Here is a 15584-nt window from a genome sequence, read left to right on the forward strand (position 1 = left end):
GCCCATGGACAGGCCTGCGGCAACCGAAAACGGTCTGCGCCGGCGCGGCCTGGGGCTGCTGGCCGCCGGCCTGCTGCTCGCGGCGGCCGCCCCGTCAGCCGCCGATCAGGAGGGACCGGACCCGGTGCTGCGGGAACTGCTGCGCGAGGCCGCGGTGGAAGCCGACAGCTTCGACGACCGCTTCCACGCCGAGGTCTGGCTGGTCGACATGTCCCAGCGGCTCGGCAACCGGATCGACGACCCGGCGGAGCGCGTCCGCATCCTGAAACGCGTCCACTACGAGGCCCGGCGGGTCGACCTGCCGCCGGAACTGGTCCTGGCGGTGATCGACGTGGAAAGCAATTTCGATCGCTTCGCCGTCTCCAGAGCCGGCGCCCGTGGACTGATGCAGGTGATGCCCTTCTGGCTGGACGAGATCGGCCGGCCCAACGACAACCTGTTCCACATCGACACCAACCTGCGACTCGGCTGCACGATCCTGCGCTACTACTACGACATGGAGGACGGCGACCTGCAGCGTGCCCTCGCCCGCTACAACGGCAGCCTGGGCAAGTCCTGGTACTCGAACCGGGTGCTGGACAAGCTGCGTCTGACCTGGCGCCGGATCTGAACGCCGGGCGGCTCTGGGGCGCGTCGGGCGCGCCGCCGACGGCCTAGCCGGTGCTGAAATCGCCGGGCGGCGTCACCGGCGCCTCCTCCCGCGTCACGTCGGTGACCCGCGCCGCTTCGGGCCCCTGCCACAGCCAATTCTCGAGGCGGCGGAGCGCCTCGGTGTCGCCGCAGGCGAGCACCTCCACGCGCCCGTCCGGCAGGTTGCGGGCGTGGCCGGTGATGCCGTGGCGCCGGGCCTCCTCACGGGTGCTGGCGCGGAACCAGACGCCCTGCACCCGGCCGCTGACGAAGAACCTGAGGCACTGACGATCCGCCATCTCATCGGACATCGGGGAACCTCCCGGCGGGAGCGCGTCTCAGGGCAGCCGTTCCTCGGCGTCGTCGCCGGTCGTACGTGCCGCCTCGGCGATCGCGCGGGCGTGTACCGCCAGGTCGCGCGCGGCCAGCGCGTCGCGGCGCGCCGCGCGGAAGCTGCGTTCCTTCAGGTGGGTCTCGGCGCTGACGAGCCTGGAGCGCGCCGAACGGAACTCGCCGGCCGCCAGGTCCTCGGCGCCGGCTTCCCGCGCGGCCTCGATGGCCTGGCGGGCATCGCTCATCTCCTGCACCGGAGGGCCGCCGGAAGCGCAGCCGCCGGCCGAAAACAGGAACGTCACCACCGCGATCCAGGCGGCGAGAGGCGCTCCGGAGAATGAAGACTTCGAGATCACAGCGGAACGCTAGCAGCAGCCACGGGGACCGTCAAGCAGGCAAAATCCGACCAGAAACGGCGGTTTATGGCATTCACGGGGACTGACGGGGGAAACTCCTGCTGGTACATTACGCGCCGGCCAGGGCCGACGAGGACAAGAAGTCGAGAACGATGAACTACCGCATCTATCACAATCCCCGCTGCTCCAAGTCCCGGGCGACACTCGCTCTCCTGGAGGAGGCCGGTGTTGCCGTCACGGTCACCGAGTACCTGAAGGAACCGCCGGATGCCGCCACGCTGCTCCGCATTACCGAACTTCTGGGCTGCCGGCCGCAGGATCTGATCCGCCGCAACGATCCGGATTACCGCAGCGAGCGGGAGACGGTGGACGCCCTCGCCGACGATGCCGCGGCGGCGTGGCTCGCGGCGCATCCTGCGGCCATCGAACGGCCGATCGTGGTCCGCGACGACGATGCAGCAGCGATCGGCCGGCCGCCCGAAAACGTGCACGGGATCCTGCGCACGTGAGCGAGATCCTGGTGGTCTATTACTCGCGGACCGGCGCCACCGAAGCCCTGGCCCGCGAGGTCGCCCGGGGCGTGGACGGCGTGGAAGGTGCCGCGGCGCGGCTGCGCACGGTACCGGCGGTCTCCGCCGAGACGGAGGCGAGCGCGCCCGCGGTGCCCGGGGACGGCCCGCCCTACGCTACGACCGATGACCTGGTGGAATGCGACGGGCTGGTGCTCGGCAGCCCGACCCGTTTCGGCAACATGTCCGCGGCGATGAAGTACTTCCTGGACGGAACCTCGGCGCAGTGGCTGGCCGGCAAGCTGATCGGCAAGCCCGCCGGCCTGTTCACCTCCACCGGCAGCCTGCACGGAGGCCAGGAGGCCACGCTGCTGACCATGGCGGTGCCGCTGCTGCATCACGGCATGCTGATCGTAGGCCTCCCCTACAGCGAAGCGGCGCTGACCGAGACGACCAGCGGCGGTACGCCCTACGGTGCCAGTCACGTGGCCGGCCCCGACGCCAATCCGCGCCTCACCGGCCACGAGGTCACGCTCGCGCGGGCCCTCGGCCGGCGCGTGGCCGAGACCGCCCTGAGGCTGGCCCGCTGAGCGGCCCGGTGTTGCCGATCGCGCTCTGGCTACCGGCCACCGCGGCCTGGCTCGCGGCCGGTGTGCTGTCGATGGCACTCGTGGCGGCGGGCCCCGGCACCGCCCCGGTGTGGGCCTGGATCGTCACCGCCCTGCCGGTGGGACTCACCCTGCCGTTCATGCTGCTGCGCCGACCGGACTCGTTCCTGCTGGCGCTGCTGGGCAGCGCAGGCTACGCCGGCTTCGGTCTGATGGAGTCGATCGCGAACCCGACCGCGCGGGTCCTGGCCGCCACGGTGACGGCCGTCTCGCTGCTGGCGTTCTTCCTGCTGGTCCCGGTGGTGAGGATCGCCCGCCGCCGCAGCTAGGTGCCGAGCACCTCGCGGACGAAGGGGATGGTCAGCCGCCGGGAGGCGGCCAGCGACGCGGTATCGAGCCGGTCCAGCAGTGCGGTCAGCCGCCCCATGTCCCGGGGCACCCGGCGCAACAGGTAGCGCGCCGTGTCGGCCGGCAGGTCGAAGCCACGAAACCTGGCGCGGGCCCGCAGCGCCTCGAGGCGCTCCTCGTCGTCCAGATAACGCAGGCGGAACAACGCAAGAGCCTGGCAACGGCTGACGAGGTCCGGCAGTCGGATACCGAGCTCCGCCGGCGGCCCGGCAGCGGCGACCACCAGCCGGCCGCCCGCGAGCGACAGCCCGTTCACCAGCCGGAACAGCGCCCGCTCCCAGCGCTCGTCACCCACGACCCGGTCGATATCGTCCAGGCAGACCAGATCCAGCGCCTCCAGCCCCTCGAGCATCTCCGGTGCCGGCGCGCTGCCGAGCGGCACGTAGGCGCAACGGCGCTCCGGCCTATGGGCGCAGATGGCCTGCAGCAGGTGGCTCTTGCCACACCCCGGCGGGCCGGCTATCCACAGGCCCGGCGGCGCCGGGTCCTTCGCGGCCGCCGCCAACGCCCCGTCCCCGGGGGCACGGAACGTTTCGAACACCGCATGATCCTGCAGCGCCAGCGCCAGCGGCAGCTGTCCCCGGGCCGGGCCGTCAACCATCTCCGCCCCCGTCCGGACCCGGACCGGCGCCTTCCGCCAGGTAGCTGCGATAGGCGAACCGGGCCAGCACCGACAGCACCGCCGCCGCCGGCAGCGCCAGCAGGATGCCGAAGAAGCCGAACAGCTGGCCGAAGGCCATCACGGCGAAGATCACGACCACGGGATGCAGCCCGATGCGGTCGCCGACGAGCTTCGGCGTGAGCACGCTGCCCTCGATGAACTGGCCCACAGAGAATACGGCGACCACGCCGAGCAGCATCAGCAGGGCGTTGGGCTCGTTCACCGCCGTCAGGCCGGCCAGGGCGATGCCGAAGATGAAGCCCAGATAGGGCACGAAGCTCACCAGGCCGGAGACGACGCCGATGGCCAGCGCGAACTGCAGGCCGAGCAGCGTCAGGCCCAGCGTGTAGATGAAGGCGAGCCCGGCCATCACCAGCAGCTGGCCGCGCAGGAAGGCGCCCAGGACCTCGTCCGTCTCACGGAACAGGCGGAACACGGTTTCCCGCCGCGACGACGGCACCAGGCTGCCGAGCCGGGCCATGATCAGGTCCCAGTCGCGCAGCAGGTAGAATGTAAGGATCGGTATCAGGAACAGCGACAGCAAGGCGGCCACCAGCGCGCCGCCCGAACGGCCGAGCGAGGCGAGCACGCGACTGCCCCACTGACCGGCCATGCTGCCGTAGTCCGAGAGGAAAGCGGCCAGCCCGATACCCTGGCCCGTGCCCTCGCCGTCGATGAACTGCCGGGCCAGAGGCAGCAGCCGCTCCTCGACGTATTGCATGTAGCGCGGCAGCGCCTCCAGCAGGGCGCCGATCTGCGCCTGCACCAGCGGCAGCACCAGCAGCACGATCGCGCCGATGACGACGAACGTCAGCAGGAACACCGCCAGCACCGCCAGCGAGCGCGGCAGCTTCAGCTTCTGCAGCCGGTCCGCCATGGGGTCGCCGACGTAGGCCAGCAGGGCCGCCGCCACGAACGGCGTCAGCACCGGCGCCAGCAGATAGAGCAGCCACGCGGTGATGGCCGCACCCACGAGCCAGAAGATTCGATTCTCGGCACTCATGCTCTGTTCTCCTCCCGGGCTCCTTCCGTGGCCCGGCGGGCCCAGGACAGCACGTAGTCGATACCGCTTACCACCGCCGTGACGAGCACGCCGGCGCCGAGCACCACCAGGGTGATGTCGGGCGGCCAGGCGAAGCCGGCGTGGCCCAGCACGCTCAGGACGTAGAGCAGTTCGATCGCGGTGTTCACCTTGCTGATCTTCGTCGGCTGGCCGGTTACCGGCGCGATCAGGAAATTGTAGGCGAGCGCCCCCGCCACGATGACCAGGTCGCGGACGATGACCACTGCCGCGAGCCACACCGGCGCCAGGCCCACCGCGGCGAGGGTGAGGAACACCCCGGCCACGAGCAGCTTGTCCGCCGCCGGATCCAGCAGCGCACCCAGCCGGCTCTGCCAGGCGAAGCGCTTGGCGAGAAAGCCGTCCACGCCGTCGGAGAAGCCGGCGAAGAAGAACAGGGCGAGTGCCACCGGATAGGCGCCCACGGCAATGGCATAGAGCGTCGGCGGGATCAGCAGGATGCGGACCACCGAAATGAAATTTGGCAGCCAGCTAAGGTTCATCGGGGCGCCGGCGACTCAGGGTCGGTAGGCCACGGTCAGGTCCGGCACTTCACGCACTTGCCCTGCTGCGCCCACTTCGCCGCCTGTAGCGGCCGGATCTACCACCTCCTCCAGAGTGCCGAATCGCCCGCTCAGGCGCAGCACCCGGCCGAGCCGGTCGGACGCGCCGAGTAATTCCAGTCGGTAGGTGAGCGCGTTGTCGGCGAGCTGCTCGAGGCGCAGGTCGCGGATCATGCTCACCGAGGTCAGGTAGCGGCTGATGTCGGCGTATGCGGCCAGGTCCTCGACGCCGGTCACCGTGAGACGCACCGGGTTCGCGCGTTCGTCGCCGACGGCCGCGAGCTGTCCTGCCATGAGGTCGGCGACCCGATGCACGGCATCCTCGATCGAGGCGCGCCACTGGCGCTGCTCGCCGCCGAAATACCAGGTCCAGCGCGGCAGCTGGCGGCCGTCCGCGTCGATGCGCCCGAGCAGGATGCTGTTCGCGCCGTAGCGGGAAGACGCCTCGAGCACGGGCTGCTCGAAACCGCCCCACACGTCGCTGAACGCCACGCTCCCCCGGTCCTGGGCGTCGAGCAGCGGCCACACGAAGGGCAGTCCCCTGGCCCGTGCCACGTCCTCGACGCGCTGGCGCAGGAAACCGTCGCGATCGGCGCCGTCCAGCTGCCGAGTCGAGCGTCCCGGGACCGCCGCCGGAGCCGGCCCGTCCTCGGCGGCGATCAGATCGCGGTCGCCGCCGCCCCGGTCTACCGCGAGCCACAGCAGCGTCACCGGCCGCTCGCTGCCCCATACGGCGCGGCCGGCCTCCCGCAGGCGCGCCGCGATGGCACGGCCGTCGAAACTGACCCACAGCGTCTCCTCCGCGCCCCGCCGATAACCCTGCACCAGCCGCGTCGGATCCTCGAACAACGCCTCCAGCGCCGGATCCCCGGCCGCCGTGCGCTGGCCGGTGACGCGCACCAGAACCTGGGACAACGCGCGCCGGTAGGCTTGCTCGCGCCAGTCGGACTCGCTCCGGTCCGCCGGCACCTGGATGGTGTAGAGGTCCGCCACCTCCGCCGCGCTGGCCGGCGCTGCCGCGGACAGGACGACGGCAATTGCCATGACAATGGCGGCGGCGACGCGGGCCGGGAGGGCAGCGAGGCGGAGCGGCCGACCCGCTCCGCGAGGCACGCCGGCGGTGCTTCGTGCGGTTGGATGCATGAGACGCGGTTTCCGAGCAGGACTTCAATCTCTATTATATCGTTCTCCCCCCGGCCTGAGGCCACCGCCCGGGACACATCGGCCGATGAGCGACAAGCAACTGACATACAAGGACGCCGGCGTCGACATCGACGCGGGCAACGCCTTGGTGGAGCGCATCGGCGAGGCCGTGGAGAGCACGCGCCGCGCGGGGGTGCTGGCCGGGCTGGGCGGTTTCGGCGGCCTGTTCGCCCTGGATCTCGAGCGCTACCCGCGGCCGGTCCTGGTGGCGGGCACCGACGGCGTCGGCACGAAGCTGAAACTGGCCGGCATACTCGACCGGCACGATACCATCGGCATTGATCTGGTGGCGATGTGCGTCAACGACGTGGTCGTCCAGGGCGCGGAACCCCTGTTCTTCCTCGACTACTACGCCTGCGGCGCCCTCGACGTGGAACAGGCCGCCGCGGTGGTCAGCGGCATCGCCGAGGGCTGCCGCCGCGCCGGCTGCGCGCTGATCGGCGGCGAGACCGCCGAGATGCCCGGCATGTACCCACGCGGCGACTACGATCTGGCCGGTTTCAGCGTGGGCGTCGTCAACCGGGAGGACCTGATCGACGGCAGCCGCATCGCCCCGGGCGACGCGGTGCTGGGCATCGCCTCTTCCGGCCCGCACTCCAACGGCTACTCGCTCATCCGCCGCATCCTGGAGGCCAGCGGCACCGCCCTCGGCACCGGCGGCGAGTCCGTGGACGGACAGCCGCTGGGCGAGGCGCTGCTCGCCCCCACCCGGATCTACGTCAGGCCGCTGCTGGCACTGCTGCGTGCCATGCCCGTGCACGGCCTGGTCCACGTGACCGGAGGCGGCCTGCCGGAGAATCTGCCGCGTGTGCTGCCGCCCGACACCGAGGCCCGCATCGACCGCGGCGCCTGGACGGCCCCGCCGGTCTTCGACTGGCTGGCCGCGGCGGGCAATATCGCCCCGGCGGAGATGCTCCGCACATTCAACTGCGGCATCGGCATGGCGGTGGTCCTGCCGCGCGAACGCGCCGACGAGGCGCTGGCACTGCTGGCGGAGCAGGGAGAGCAGGCCTGGCTCATCGGCGAGATCGCCGCCGGCGACGGCGGCGCGATCATCTCTTGAGCGCGGACGGCGAGACCACCGTCCGCGCCGTGGTGCTGATCTCCGGCGAAGGCACCAACCTGCAGGCATTCATCGACGCCGTCGCGGCGGGAAACCTGCCACTCGGCCTCGCCGCGGTCGTCGCCAGCCGCGCGGACGCGCCGGGGCTCGCACGCGCGCGGCGGGCCGGCATCCCGGCAGCCGCCGTGCCGGCGGATGAGGTGCCGGACCGGGAGGCTTACGATGCGGCGCTGGCCGCCGAGATCCGCCGCCACGACCCTCACCTCGTGCTGCTGGCCGGCTTCATGCGCATCCTCGGCAGTGCCTTCGTGCAGGAGTTCGCGGGCCGCATGCTGAACGTGCATCCGTCTCTGCTGCCCGCCTACCGGGGACTGCACACCCATCGGCGGGTCCTCGCGGCCGGCGACTCGGTGCACGGCTGCACGGTGCATTTCGTCAGCGACGAACTCGACGGCGGCCCCGCTGTCATACAGGCCCGTGTACCGGTGCTGCCCGGCGACGACGAGGCATCGCTTTCAGCCCGCGTTCAGGCGGCCGAGCACATTATTTATCCACGGGCCGCCGACTGGTTCGCCAGCGGCAGGCTGAGACTGGCCGACGGCGTCCCCGAACTGGACGGGCGCGCGCTGCACGAGCCCGTAATCGCGGAGCAGAGATGATGGACCCGTGATTGTGGACTCGAAATCGTGAACTCCTGATCATCGCCAGCAAGGACCGAATCGCCGCCATGACCCCCGCCACCCGATTGTTGCTCGTCTTGCTCGCCGCGCTCGTCGCAGGCACGCCGGCGCGCAGCGAGCCTGCACGGACGACCGAGACGGCGGAGACGGCGCCGCCCGGGCTGCGACCTTTCGTCGCGGTGTACGAGGCGAAGGCCACGGTACTCGGCCTCGGCGGCGACGTGATCATGCAGCTGGCCCCGGCGGACCAACCGGCAGTCTACATTTTCAGAATTACCAGCGACCCGCGGGGACTGGCGAATCTGGTGGCCGGCGAGGAAGTGGAGTGCAGCCGCTTCCGCTACGGTGAGGACGGCTTCCAGCCGCTGTATTACCACGAGGACGCCGGTGACGATTCCAGCACCGTGCGCTTCCGGCCGGAGGAAGACGCAGCGGTCGCCACCTACAAGGGGCACGAAGCCACCCTGGAGCTGCGGCCCGGCACCCTCGACCGGGCCACAGAGCAGATGGTGGTCCGCCACGAACTCGCCACGGCCACGGCCGACCTCGGGCCCTACACGACCATCGAGCGCAACGAATACCGCACCGTCGAATACCGGCCGGAAGGCACGCGGGTCGTGGACTCACCCGCCGGCAGCTACCACACGGTCGCATTCCGTCGTCAGCGGGTGGGCTCCAGCCGCAGCGTGCTGATCCACTACGCCCCGAAGCTGGACTGGATGCCGGTGATGATCGAACAGTTCAAGGGCGACCAGAAGCAGGTCACGGCCCGGCTCAAGAACTATCGTCCACTGGACCCGTCTCCACTGAATCCGTCCGGGTCATCCGATCCTCAGGCCCGGGGCAGCGTCACGCCCCGTTGTCCCTGATACTTGCCCTGGCGGTCCTTGTAAGAGACCTCGCAGGGTTCGTCCGACTCGAAGAACAGCATCTGCGCCACGCCCTCGCCCGCATAGATCTTGGCCGGCAGCGGCGTGGTGTTGCTGAACTCGAGCGTGACGTGGCCTTCCCACTCGGGCTCGAGCGGCGTCACGTTCACGATGATCCCGCAGCGCGCGTAGGTCGATTTGCCCAGGCAGATCGTTAGCACCGTGCGCGGGATGCGGAAGTACTCGACGGTGCTCGCCAGCGCGAACGAGTTGGGTGGGATGATGCAGACGTCCGAGGTGACGTCAACGAAGCTGTTCTCGTCGAAGGCCTTCGGGTCGACGATCGCCGAGTTGATGTTCGTGAATATCTTGAATTCCCGTGAGCAGCGCACGTCGTAGCCGTAGCTCGACGTGCCGTAGGAGACCATCGGCCGGTCTCCCGTCGCGCGCACCTGGCCTGCCTCGAAGGGCTCGATCATGCCGTGCTCTGCAGCCATGCGGCGGATCCAGCGGTCGGACTTGATGCTCATCGCTCAGGAATCCTCGACCACGATCTTGGGGAAGGCGCGGCTGTAGTCCCTGCCGGCCGAGGCCAGGATCGCGGCAGCCCGCAATGCCACCCCGCGGTAGGCCTCGGCGATCGAGCCGTCGGGATCGGCCATCACCGAGGGCATGCCGCCGTCCGCATTCTGCCGGATGCTCGCGTCCAGTGGCAGCTCGCCGAGCAGCTCGACATCGGTCTCGGCGGCGAGCCGGCGCCCGCCCTCCGCCCCGAAAATCCTTTCCTCGTGCCCGCACTGGCTGCAGATGTGCGTACTCATGTTCTCGACGACGCCGAGCACATTGACCGAGACCTTGCGGAACATCTCCAGGCCCTTGCGGGCATCGGCCAGCGCGATGTCCTGGGGCGTGGTGACGACGATGGCGCCGGCCACCGGCACCTGCTGCGCCAGGGTCAACTGGATATCCCCGGTGCCGGGCGGCATATCCACGATCAGGTAGTCCAGATCCCGCCAGCGGGTCTGGTTGAGAAGCTGGTTCAGCGCCTGGGTCACGATCGGGCCGCGCCAGACCGTGGGCTGGGAGGCGTCCACCAGGAAACCGATGGACATGGCCTGCAATCCGTGCGCCTCCAGCGGCTCCATGTTCTTGCCGTCCTCGGTCACCGGGTTCTCGCCCTCGAGGCCGAGCATCAGCGGGATGCTCGGACCATAGATGTCGGCGTCCAGGATACCGACACGCGCACCGGCCGCAGCCAGTGCCAGGGCGATATTGACGGCAGTGGTGGACTTGCCCACTCCCCCCTTGCCCGAGGCCACGGCGATGATATTGGCAACCCCGGGCAGCGGCTTCAGGTTGTGCTGCACCGACTGGGCCCGGATCTTGGCGGTCATCTCGATCTCGACCTCGTCGATTCCCTCGAGCGCTGCCACCGCAGCCTCGAGGGCCCGCGTGAGGGAGCTGCGAATGCCTTCCACCGGCAGTCTGAGCGTCACGCGGACGCGCGCCGTAGCGCCATCCCTGACGGCGTGGTCGACACTGCCCACCCGGGCCAGTGGCATCTCGATGACGGGGAGTCGAACGGCTTCGGCCGCGGCGGCGATCTCCGGATCTTTGTCTGCGGTCACAGCTCTTGCCTCTCTTGCGAATGTTTTACGAAGCGCGTCATTGTAACGAAGATTGCGTCGCCGGGCGGGCCCGGCCGCTGCCGGGTCTCGCCCGGCCCACGCCCCCCCCGCAGGCGTGACCGATGTCACGATCGAGGCCGGAAGTCGCGGCTTGCAGGCGGGCTTATGGCATAATCCGGCTATCAGAGGGGACGACCCGGAATGTCGACATCCCGCAATCCCGAGTCCGCGGATCGCCCGCCCGCCGACGGCGAGCGGCAGCGCGGCTGACGGGACGTATTCTGCGCGGGATTTGCAGCCGGCCTGCGCCGGGAAGCCCGAGGTTTACAGCGAGGCAGGATGGCTCTACTCAGCGGATTCAAAACCGATCGCCTCATCGCCGATATCGTCGGCGCGGGCGATACGAATTCGCCGGCCGCCCAGAAAGCGGCCAGCAAGCTGAAGACCATGGGCCCGTCAGCCGTGCCCCGCGTGATCGATGCGCTGGCCAACAGCACCAAGCAGCAGACCATCCTGTTCGTCGAGGTGCTCGCCGAGCTGGCCGGCCCGAAGAGCCTGAAGCATTTCATCGAAGGACTCTCCGACGGCAACCAGCGGGTCGTCTCCGGGACGGCCTGGGCGTTGTCCAGCACCCGCAACCTGAACCCGAACGACCTCCTCGCCCTGCTGGACGACGACGAGGTCTCCAAATCGGCCGTGATCGAGATACTGAACGTGCACAAGCGCAAGCTGAACGTGCGCGACCTGCTGACCAAGTCCTACGAACTCGAGCACAACGACAAGGCGGCGATCTTCAAGATCATCGACGACGTCGTCGACGAAGACATGGTGCCGGAGCTCATCGCGCGGCTCGAAGGCAAGGACCCCTTCGTCCGCATGCACCTCATCAACATCCTCGGCAAGTTCGGCCGGCCCGACGTCGCGGCGGCGCTGGAGCGGCAGCTGAAGAGCAACAACAAGATGATCCGGCAGGCGGCCGTGACCGCGCTGGCCCGCATGGACGGCGCGCAGAACGTCGAGCTGATCGCCACCCTGCTGCTGGACCCGGACTACGACGTGCAGACCAAGGCCGTGGACCTGCTGATCCGCATCAACGATCCCGCCACCGTGCGCCACCTCATCCCGGCATTGAAGGACGAGTCGGAATATCCCCGCCGCGCCGCGGTGGAGGTGCTGAACGAGATCGGCACGACGGACTCGGTGAAGGACCTGCTGCAGGCGCTCCAGGATGACGACTGGTGGGTGCGCGCACGCGCCACCGACGCGCTGGCCAAGATCGGCGGGCCGAAGGTGATGAACGCCGCGCTGGCACTGATCCGGGACGAGGACCAGGAGATCCGCCGGGCCGCCATCGAGATCCTGAACGCCACCAAGGACGACAGCGCCGTCAAGCACCTGATCGAGGCCACGAAGGACCCGGACTGGTGGGTGCGCGAGCGAGCCGTGGACGCCCTGGCCGGCATCGGCAGCACGAAGGCGCTGCCGGCGCTCACCAAGATGCTCGGCCAGCACCCCAAGTCGGACGCCTCGGTGGTGCGCGCACTGTCGAAGATCGGCAATGCCACGGTGATCGAGAAGCTGCTGCCCATGCTGAACCGTCAGGAGCGCGAGATCCGGGTGGAGGCCATCAAGGCGATTGCCCACCTCGCGGACGAGTCCAAGGCCGAGCCCATCCGCAATTACCTGGAGAAGATGAAGCAGCTGGACGACTCGATCATCGTCAACACGGCGGACAAGGCCATCAAGGAACTCGAGGCCCGCTTCTCGTCGGACGTGCGCCACCAGAATGTGAAGGCCGAGAAGCTGGCCGCCGAACCGGCGAAGACGCTGCTGATCGAGAACGAGGATATCCAGAGCATCATCGAGGACGTCGGCGGCAAGCAGCCGCTGGACATCTCCACGCTGGAGCCGGGCGACGTCATCGACGACCGCTATATCTTCGTCGAGAAGATCGGCAAGGGCGCCTTCGGCACGGTGCTGCTGATGCAGGACAAGGTCGTGGACGAGCGGCTGATCCTGAAGTTCCTGAACCCGAACGTCTCCTCGGACGAGGAGATGATGAAGCGCTTCGTCCACGAGCTCCGGTTCTCGCGCAAGATCACCCATCCGAACGTCATCCGCATCTACGACTTCCTGAGCGTGCAGGGCCTGTACGCCATCTCCATGGAGTATTTCCCGTCCCACACGCTGGGGGCCGAGATCGCGGCGCAGAAACCGATGCCGTTCGCCAAGGCGCTGAAGTTCGCCAAGGACATCGCAACGGGCATGATGGTGGCCCACGAGGCCGGCGTCATCCACCGCGACCTGAAGCCCGCCAACATCCTCATCAACGAGGAGGGCATCCTGAAGATCGTGGACTTCGGCGTGGCGGCGGCGGCCACCGCGGGAGACACGCAGCTCACGAAGACCGGCTACGTGATCGGCTCGCCGAAGTACATGGCGCCGGAGCAGATCCTCGGCAAGCGGGTGGACGAGAAGGCGGACATCTACAGCCTGGGCGTCATGATCTACGAGATGCTGACCGGCACGCCGCCCTATACCCGGGGCGACCACATGTCCGTGATGTACCAGCACGTCCAGGGCAAGGCCCGCAAGTGCCAGGAGGTCAATCCGAAGATTCCCGACGACCTGGCCGCTCTCGTCAATCGCACGATGTCCGTGGACAAGAACAAGCGCCACCCCTCCATGGCCGAGCTGAGGGACGAACTCGAAGCCATCGAGCTCTGACACCGCCGCCGCACTGGTCATCCGTGCCGTTAGGCCATAGCATAGGGCTGCGCGGGCCGAACGCACCCGCATGATACGAGCAGGCGCAGACATGGCACGCATAGACGCATTCCTGAAACTCGGCCTGGCCCAGGGCTGCTCCGACGTCCATCTGGCGGTGGGTGTGCCGCCGATGCTGCGCATGCACGGCGACCTCATGCCGATCAAGTTTCGCGAACTCTCCGACACCGAGCTCGACACCTACGTGGCCGAGATCCTGACCAAGTCCCAGCTGGACAAATTCGAGAGCGGCCACGATCTCGACTTCTCCTACGTCAGCGAGGACGGCGGTCGCTTCCGCGTCAACCTGTTCCGCAAGGACACGGGCATCGGCGCGACGTTCCGCCACATACCCACAGACATCCCGACGATGGAGTCGCTGGACCTGCCGCCGGTGATCGAGAAATTCTGCGACTACCACCAGGGCATGGTGCTGGTGACCGGCTCCACCGGCACGGGCAAGTCGACCACGCTCGCCTCCATGATCGACCACCTGAACCGGCACCGGAACCTGAACATCATCAGCCTGGAAGACCCCATCGAGTTCGTGCACCCGAGCAAGAACTGCCAGGTCATCCAGCGGGAGCTCGGCACCCACCTGACGAGCTTCGCCGACGGCGTGCGCTCGGCCATGCGCGAGGACCCGGACGTGATCCTCGTGGGCGAGCTGCGAGACGCCGAGACCATCAGCATGGCCATGACGGCGGCCGAGACAGGCCATCTCGTGCTGGGCACGCTGCACACCACCGGCGCGGTGAAGACCATCGACCGCATGATCGACGCGCTGCCGGGCGAGTTGCGGGAGCAGACCAAGAGCTTCCTGGCCCAGAGCCTGAACGCCGTGGTCACCCAGGTGCTGGTGAAGACGCCGGACGGACGGGGACGCAAGGCCGTGCTGGAGATACTCATCAACACGAAGGCCATCTCCAACCTCGTCATGAGCGACCAGACCCACCAGATCCCGGCCCAGCTGCAGACCGGCCGCGATCTCGGCATGCAGACCATGGACCAGGCGCTGCTGGAGGCCATCGAGGCCAAGGCCATCGACCCGGACGATGCGTTCCGTTTCGCCCACGACAAGAAGCGCTTCCAGCGATTCGTGACCAACACGGACGTGCTGCCGAAGCTCGACATCGCGACCTCGTGAGCGGCCGATGAGTACGGAGACCGCAAGCGCGAACCTGATCGACCCCTACCTGCGCGAGGCGCTGGAGCGGGACGGCTCCGACCTGCACTTCCTGGCCATGGACCCGCCGCGCGTGCGCGTCTACGGCAACCTCAACGAGTTGCGGGACGAGCGGCTGGAGCCCGCGCACGTGCAGGAGGCGCTCTACCAGATCATGAGCGGCGTCGCCCAGAAGCATTTCGAGGCCGAAGACGCCGTGGATTTTGCCTACGAGGTGCCGGGGCTGGCCCGTTTCCGCGTCAACGCCTTCCGCCACCTCAACGGCATCGGCGCCGTGCTGCGCGCCATCCCCACCGAGGCCAGGACGCTGGACGATCTCGCCATGCCTGACGTGGTGAAGAACCTCTGCCGCCAGACCCAGGGCATGATCCTCGTCACGGGCAAGACCGGCTCGGGCAAATCCACCACGCTGGCCGCGATGATCGACGCGATCAACCTGCGCCTGAAGGGCCACATCCTCACCATCGAGGACCCGATCGAGTTCGTGCACCAGCGCAAGGGCTGCCTGATCAGCCAGCGCGAAGTGGGTGTGCACAGCCCGTCGTTCGCCGACGCCCTGCACTCGGCCCTGCGCGAAGACCCGGACGTGATCCTGGTGGGCGAGCTGCGCGATCTCGAGACCATCAGCATCGCGGTGACGGCGGCCGAGATGGGTATCCTGGTCATGGGCACGCTGCACACCAACGGCGCCGCCCAGACCATCGACCGCATGATCAACGCTTTCCCCCACGACAAGCAGGCGCACATCCGCACCATGCTCTCGACCTCGCTGCGCGGCGTGATCTCCCAGCAGCTCGTGCCCACGAAGGGCAAGCCGGGCCGGGTGGCGGCGCTCGAGATCATGGTGAATACGCCTGCCATCAGCAACCTGATTCGCCAGGGCAAGATCGATCAGCTCGAAAACGCCATGCAGAGCGGCGGGGCCATGGGCATGAAGACCATGGATACCGCCCTGCGCGAACTCTACGAGCGGCGTTTCATCAGCGGCAGGGAGGCCTACCAGAAGGCCATCAACAAGTCCAAGTTCGAGCCGATGAAGGACGAGAACTGAGCCGACCCGG

General features: G+C 68.5%; 18 protein-coding genes. 10 read left to right on the forward strand and 8 right to left on the reverse strand.

Annotation, left to right across the window (positions count from 1 at the left end):
- Positions 1–4 precede the first annotated feature (4 nt).
- A complete protein-coding gene (locus tag ACJMKZ_RS12935) occupies positions 5–610 on the forward strand; it encodes a transglycosylase SLT domain-containing protein (protein ID WP_405233618.1) in 606 nt (201 codons plus the stop codon).
- A 43-nt stretch (positions 611–653) separates the two neighbouring features.
- On the opposite strand, the gene ACJMKZ_RS12940 is transcribed toward ACJMKZ_RS12935, so the two are convergent.
- Together ACJMKZ_RS12940 and ACJMKZ_RS12945 are read right to left on the reverse strand one after the other, a co-directional pair.
- Positions 654–941 carry an acylphosphatase gene (locus tag ACJMKZ_RS12940; RefSeq protein ID WP_405233619.1) on the reverse strand — a complete coding sequence of 96 codons (288 nt, stop codon included), beginning with the start codon at positions 939–941 and terminating at the stop codon, positions 654–656.
- Positions 942–968: 27 nt separating this feature from the next.
- Entirely contained in the window at positions 969–1265 is a 297-nt protein-coding gene (locus ACJMKZ_RS12945; RefSeq protein WP_405233620.1) for a DUF4398 domain-containing protein, read from the reverse strand.
- Between the two features lie 206 nt (positions 1266–1471).
- Here ACJMKZ_RS12945 and arsC point away from each other — a divergent pair, with 206 nt between their 5' ends.
- From arsC to ACJMKZ_RS12960, 3 genes are read left to right on the forward strand one after another with little or no spacing between them, the layout of a single operon-like run.
- The gene (gene arsC, locus ACJMKZ_RS12950) at positions 1472–1828 is read left to right on the forward strand and encodes an arsenate reductase (glutaredoxin) (RefSeq protein WP_405233621.1); all 357 of its coding nucleotides are present in this window, start codon (positions 1472–1474) and stop codon (positions 1826–1828) included.
- Positions 1825–2418 carry an NAD(P)H:quinone oxidoreductase gene (wrbA, locus tag ACJMKZ_RS12955; protein ID WP_405233622.1) on the forward strand — a complete coding sequence of 198 codons (594 nt, stop codon included), beginning with the start codon at positions 1825–1827 and terminating at the stop codon, positions 2416–2418. Before arsC ends, wrbA begins: the two co-directional genes overlap by 4 nt.
- A gap of 8 nt (positions 2419–2426) precedes the next feature.
- Complete coding sequence (locus ACJMKZ_RS12960) at positions 2427–2765, forward strand: hypothetical protein (RefSeq protein WP_405233623.1); 339 nt, start codon at positions 2427–2429, stop codon at positions 2763–2765.
- Here the strand turns inward: ACJMKZ_RS12960 and hda are convergent.
- The 4 genes from hda to ACJMKZ_RS12980 are packed head-to-tail and all read right to left on the reverse strand — an operon-like array spanning position 2762 to position 6172.
- Positions 2762–3445 (reverse strand): DnaA regulatory inactivator Hda, encoded by a 684-nt coding sequence (gene hda, locus ACJMKZ_RS12965; RefSeq protein WP_405233624.1) that lies wholly within the window; start codon positions 3443–3445, stop codon positions 2762–2764. The two genes, ACJMKZ_RS12960 and hda, sit on opposite strands and share 4 nt — an antisense overlap.
- Positions 3438–4508, reverse strand: coding sequence for an AI-2E family transporter (locus tag ACJMKZ_RS12970; RefSeq protein WP_405233625.1), 1071 nt, complete (start codon positions 4506–4508; stop codon positions 3438–3440). The genes hda and ACJMKZ_RS12970 overlap by 8 nt, the downstream gene beginning before the upstream one ends.
- Positions 4505–5068: a CDP-alcohol phosphatidyltransferase family protein gene (locus tag ACJMKZ_RS12975; protein ID WP_405233626.1), complete on the reverse strand. Its 564-nt coding sequence runs from the start codon at positions 5066–5068 to the stop codon at positions 4505–4507. Before ACJMKZ_RS12975 ends, ACJMKZ_RS12970 begins: the two co-directional genes overlap by 4 nt.
- Before the next feature lie 15 nt (positions 5069–5083).
- A complete protein-coding gene (locus ACJMKZ_RS12980; protein ID WP_405233627.1) occupies positions 5084–6172 on the reverse strand; it encodes a DUF2066 domain-containing protein in 1089 nt (362 codons plus the stop codon).
- Positions 6173–6356: 184 nt separating this feature from the next.
- Between ACJMKZ_RS12980 and purM the strand changes: the two genes are divergently transcribed.
- Genes purM through ACJMKZ_RS12995 form a run of 3 tightly spaced genes read left to right on the forward strand, consistent with a single transcriptional unit; the run spans position 6357 to position 8943 of the window.
- On the forward strand, positions 6357–7394 hold the full coding sequence (gene purM, locus ACJMKZ_RS12985) for a phosphoribosylformylglycinamidine cyclo-ligase (protein WP_405233628.1): 1038 nt from the start codon (positions 6357–6359) through the stop codon (positions 7392–7394).
- Positions 7391–8053 carry a phosphoribosylglycinamide formyltransferase gene (purN, locus tag ACJMKZ_RS12990; RefSeq protein ID WP_405233629.1) on the forward strand — a complete coding sequence of 221 codons (663 nt, stop codon included), beginning with the start codon at positions 7391–7393 and terminating at the stop codon, positions 8051–8053. Before purM ends, purN begins: the two co-directional genes overlap by 4 nt.
- An 11-nt stretch (positions 8054–8064) precedes the next feature.
- Positions 8065–8943: a DUF3108 domain-containing protein gene (locus tag ACJMKZ_RS12995; protein ID WP_405233630.1), complete on the forward strand. Its 879-nt coding sequence runs from the start codon at positions 8065–8067 to the stop codon at positions 8941–8943.
- Here the strand turns inward: ACJMKZ_RS12995 and dcd are convergent.
- On the reverse strand, positions 8907–9473 hold the full coding sequence (gene dcd, locus ACJMKZ_RS13000; protein ID WP_405233631.1) for a dCTP deaminase: 567 nt from the start codon (positions 9471–9473) through the stop codon (positions 8907–8909). The two genes, ACJMKZ_RS12995 and dcd, sit on opposite strands and share 37 nt — an antisense overlap.
- 3 nt (positions 9474–9476) lie before the next feature.
- Positions 9477–10571, reverse strand: a complete 1095-nt coding sequence (gene apbC, locus ACJMKZ_RS13005; RefSeq protein ID WP_405233632.1) for an iron-sulfur cluster carrier protein ApbC — start codon at positions 10569–10571, stop codon at positions 9477–9479.
- A 339-nt stretch (positions 10572–10910) separates the two neighbouring features.
- Between apbC and ACJMKZ_RS13010 the strand changes: the two genes are divergently transcribed.
- From ACJMKZ_RS13010 to ACJMKZ_RS13020, 3 genes are all read left to right on the forward strand, one after another.
- Positions 10911–13298 carry a HEAT repeat domain-containing protein gene (locus tag ACJMKZ_RS13010; protein WP_405233633.1) on the forward strand — a complete coding sequence of 796 codons (2388 nt, stop codon included), beginning with the start codon at positions 10911–10913 and terminating at the stop codon, positions 13296–13298.
- 91 nt (positions 13299–13389) lie between these two features.
- Complete coding sequence (locus ACJMKZ_RS13015) at positions 13390–14484, forward strand: type IV pilus twitching motility protein PilT (RefSeq protein WP_405233634.1); 1095 nt, start codon at positions 13390–13392, stop codon at positions 14482–14484.
- 7 nt (positions 14485–14491) lie between these two features.
- Positions 14492–15574: a type IV pilus twitching motility protein PilT gene (locus tag ACJMKZ_RS13020; protein ID WP_405233635.1), complete on the forward strand. Its 1083-nt coding sequence runs from the start codon at positions 14492–14494 to the stop codon at positions 15572–15574.
- Positions 15575–15584 lie beyond the last annotated feature (10 nt).

It is taken from the genome of Lentisalinibacter salinarum (genome assembly GCF_040706555.1).
Classification (GTDB): domain Bacteria; phylum Pseudomonadota; class Gammaproteobacteria; order Steroidobacterales; family Woeseiaceae; genus Lentisalinibacter; species Lentisalinibacter salinarum.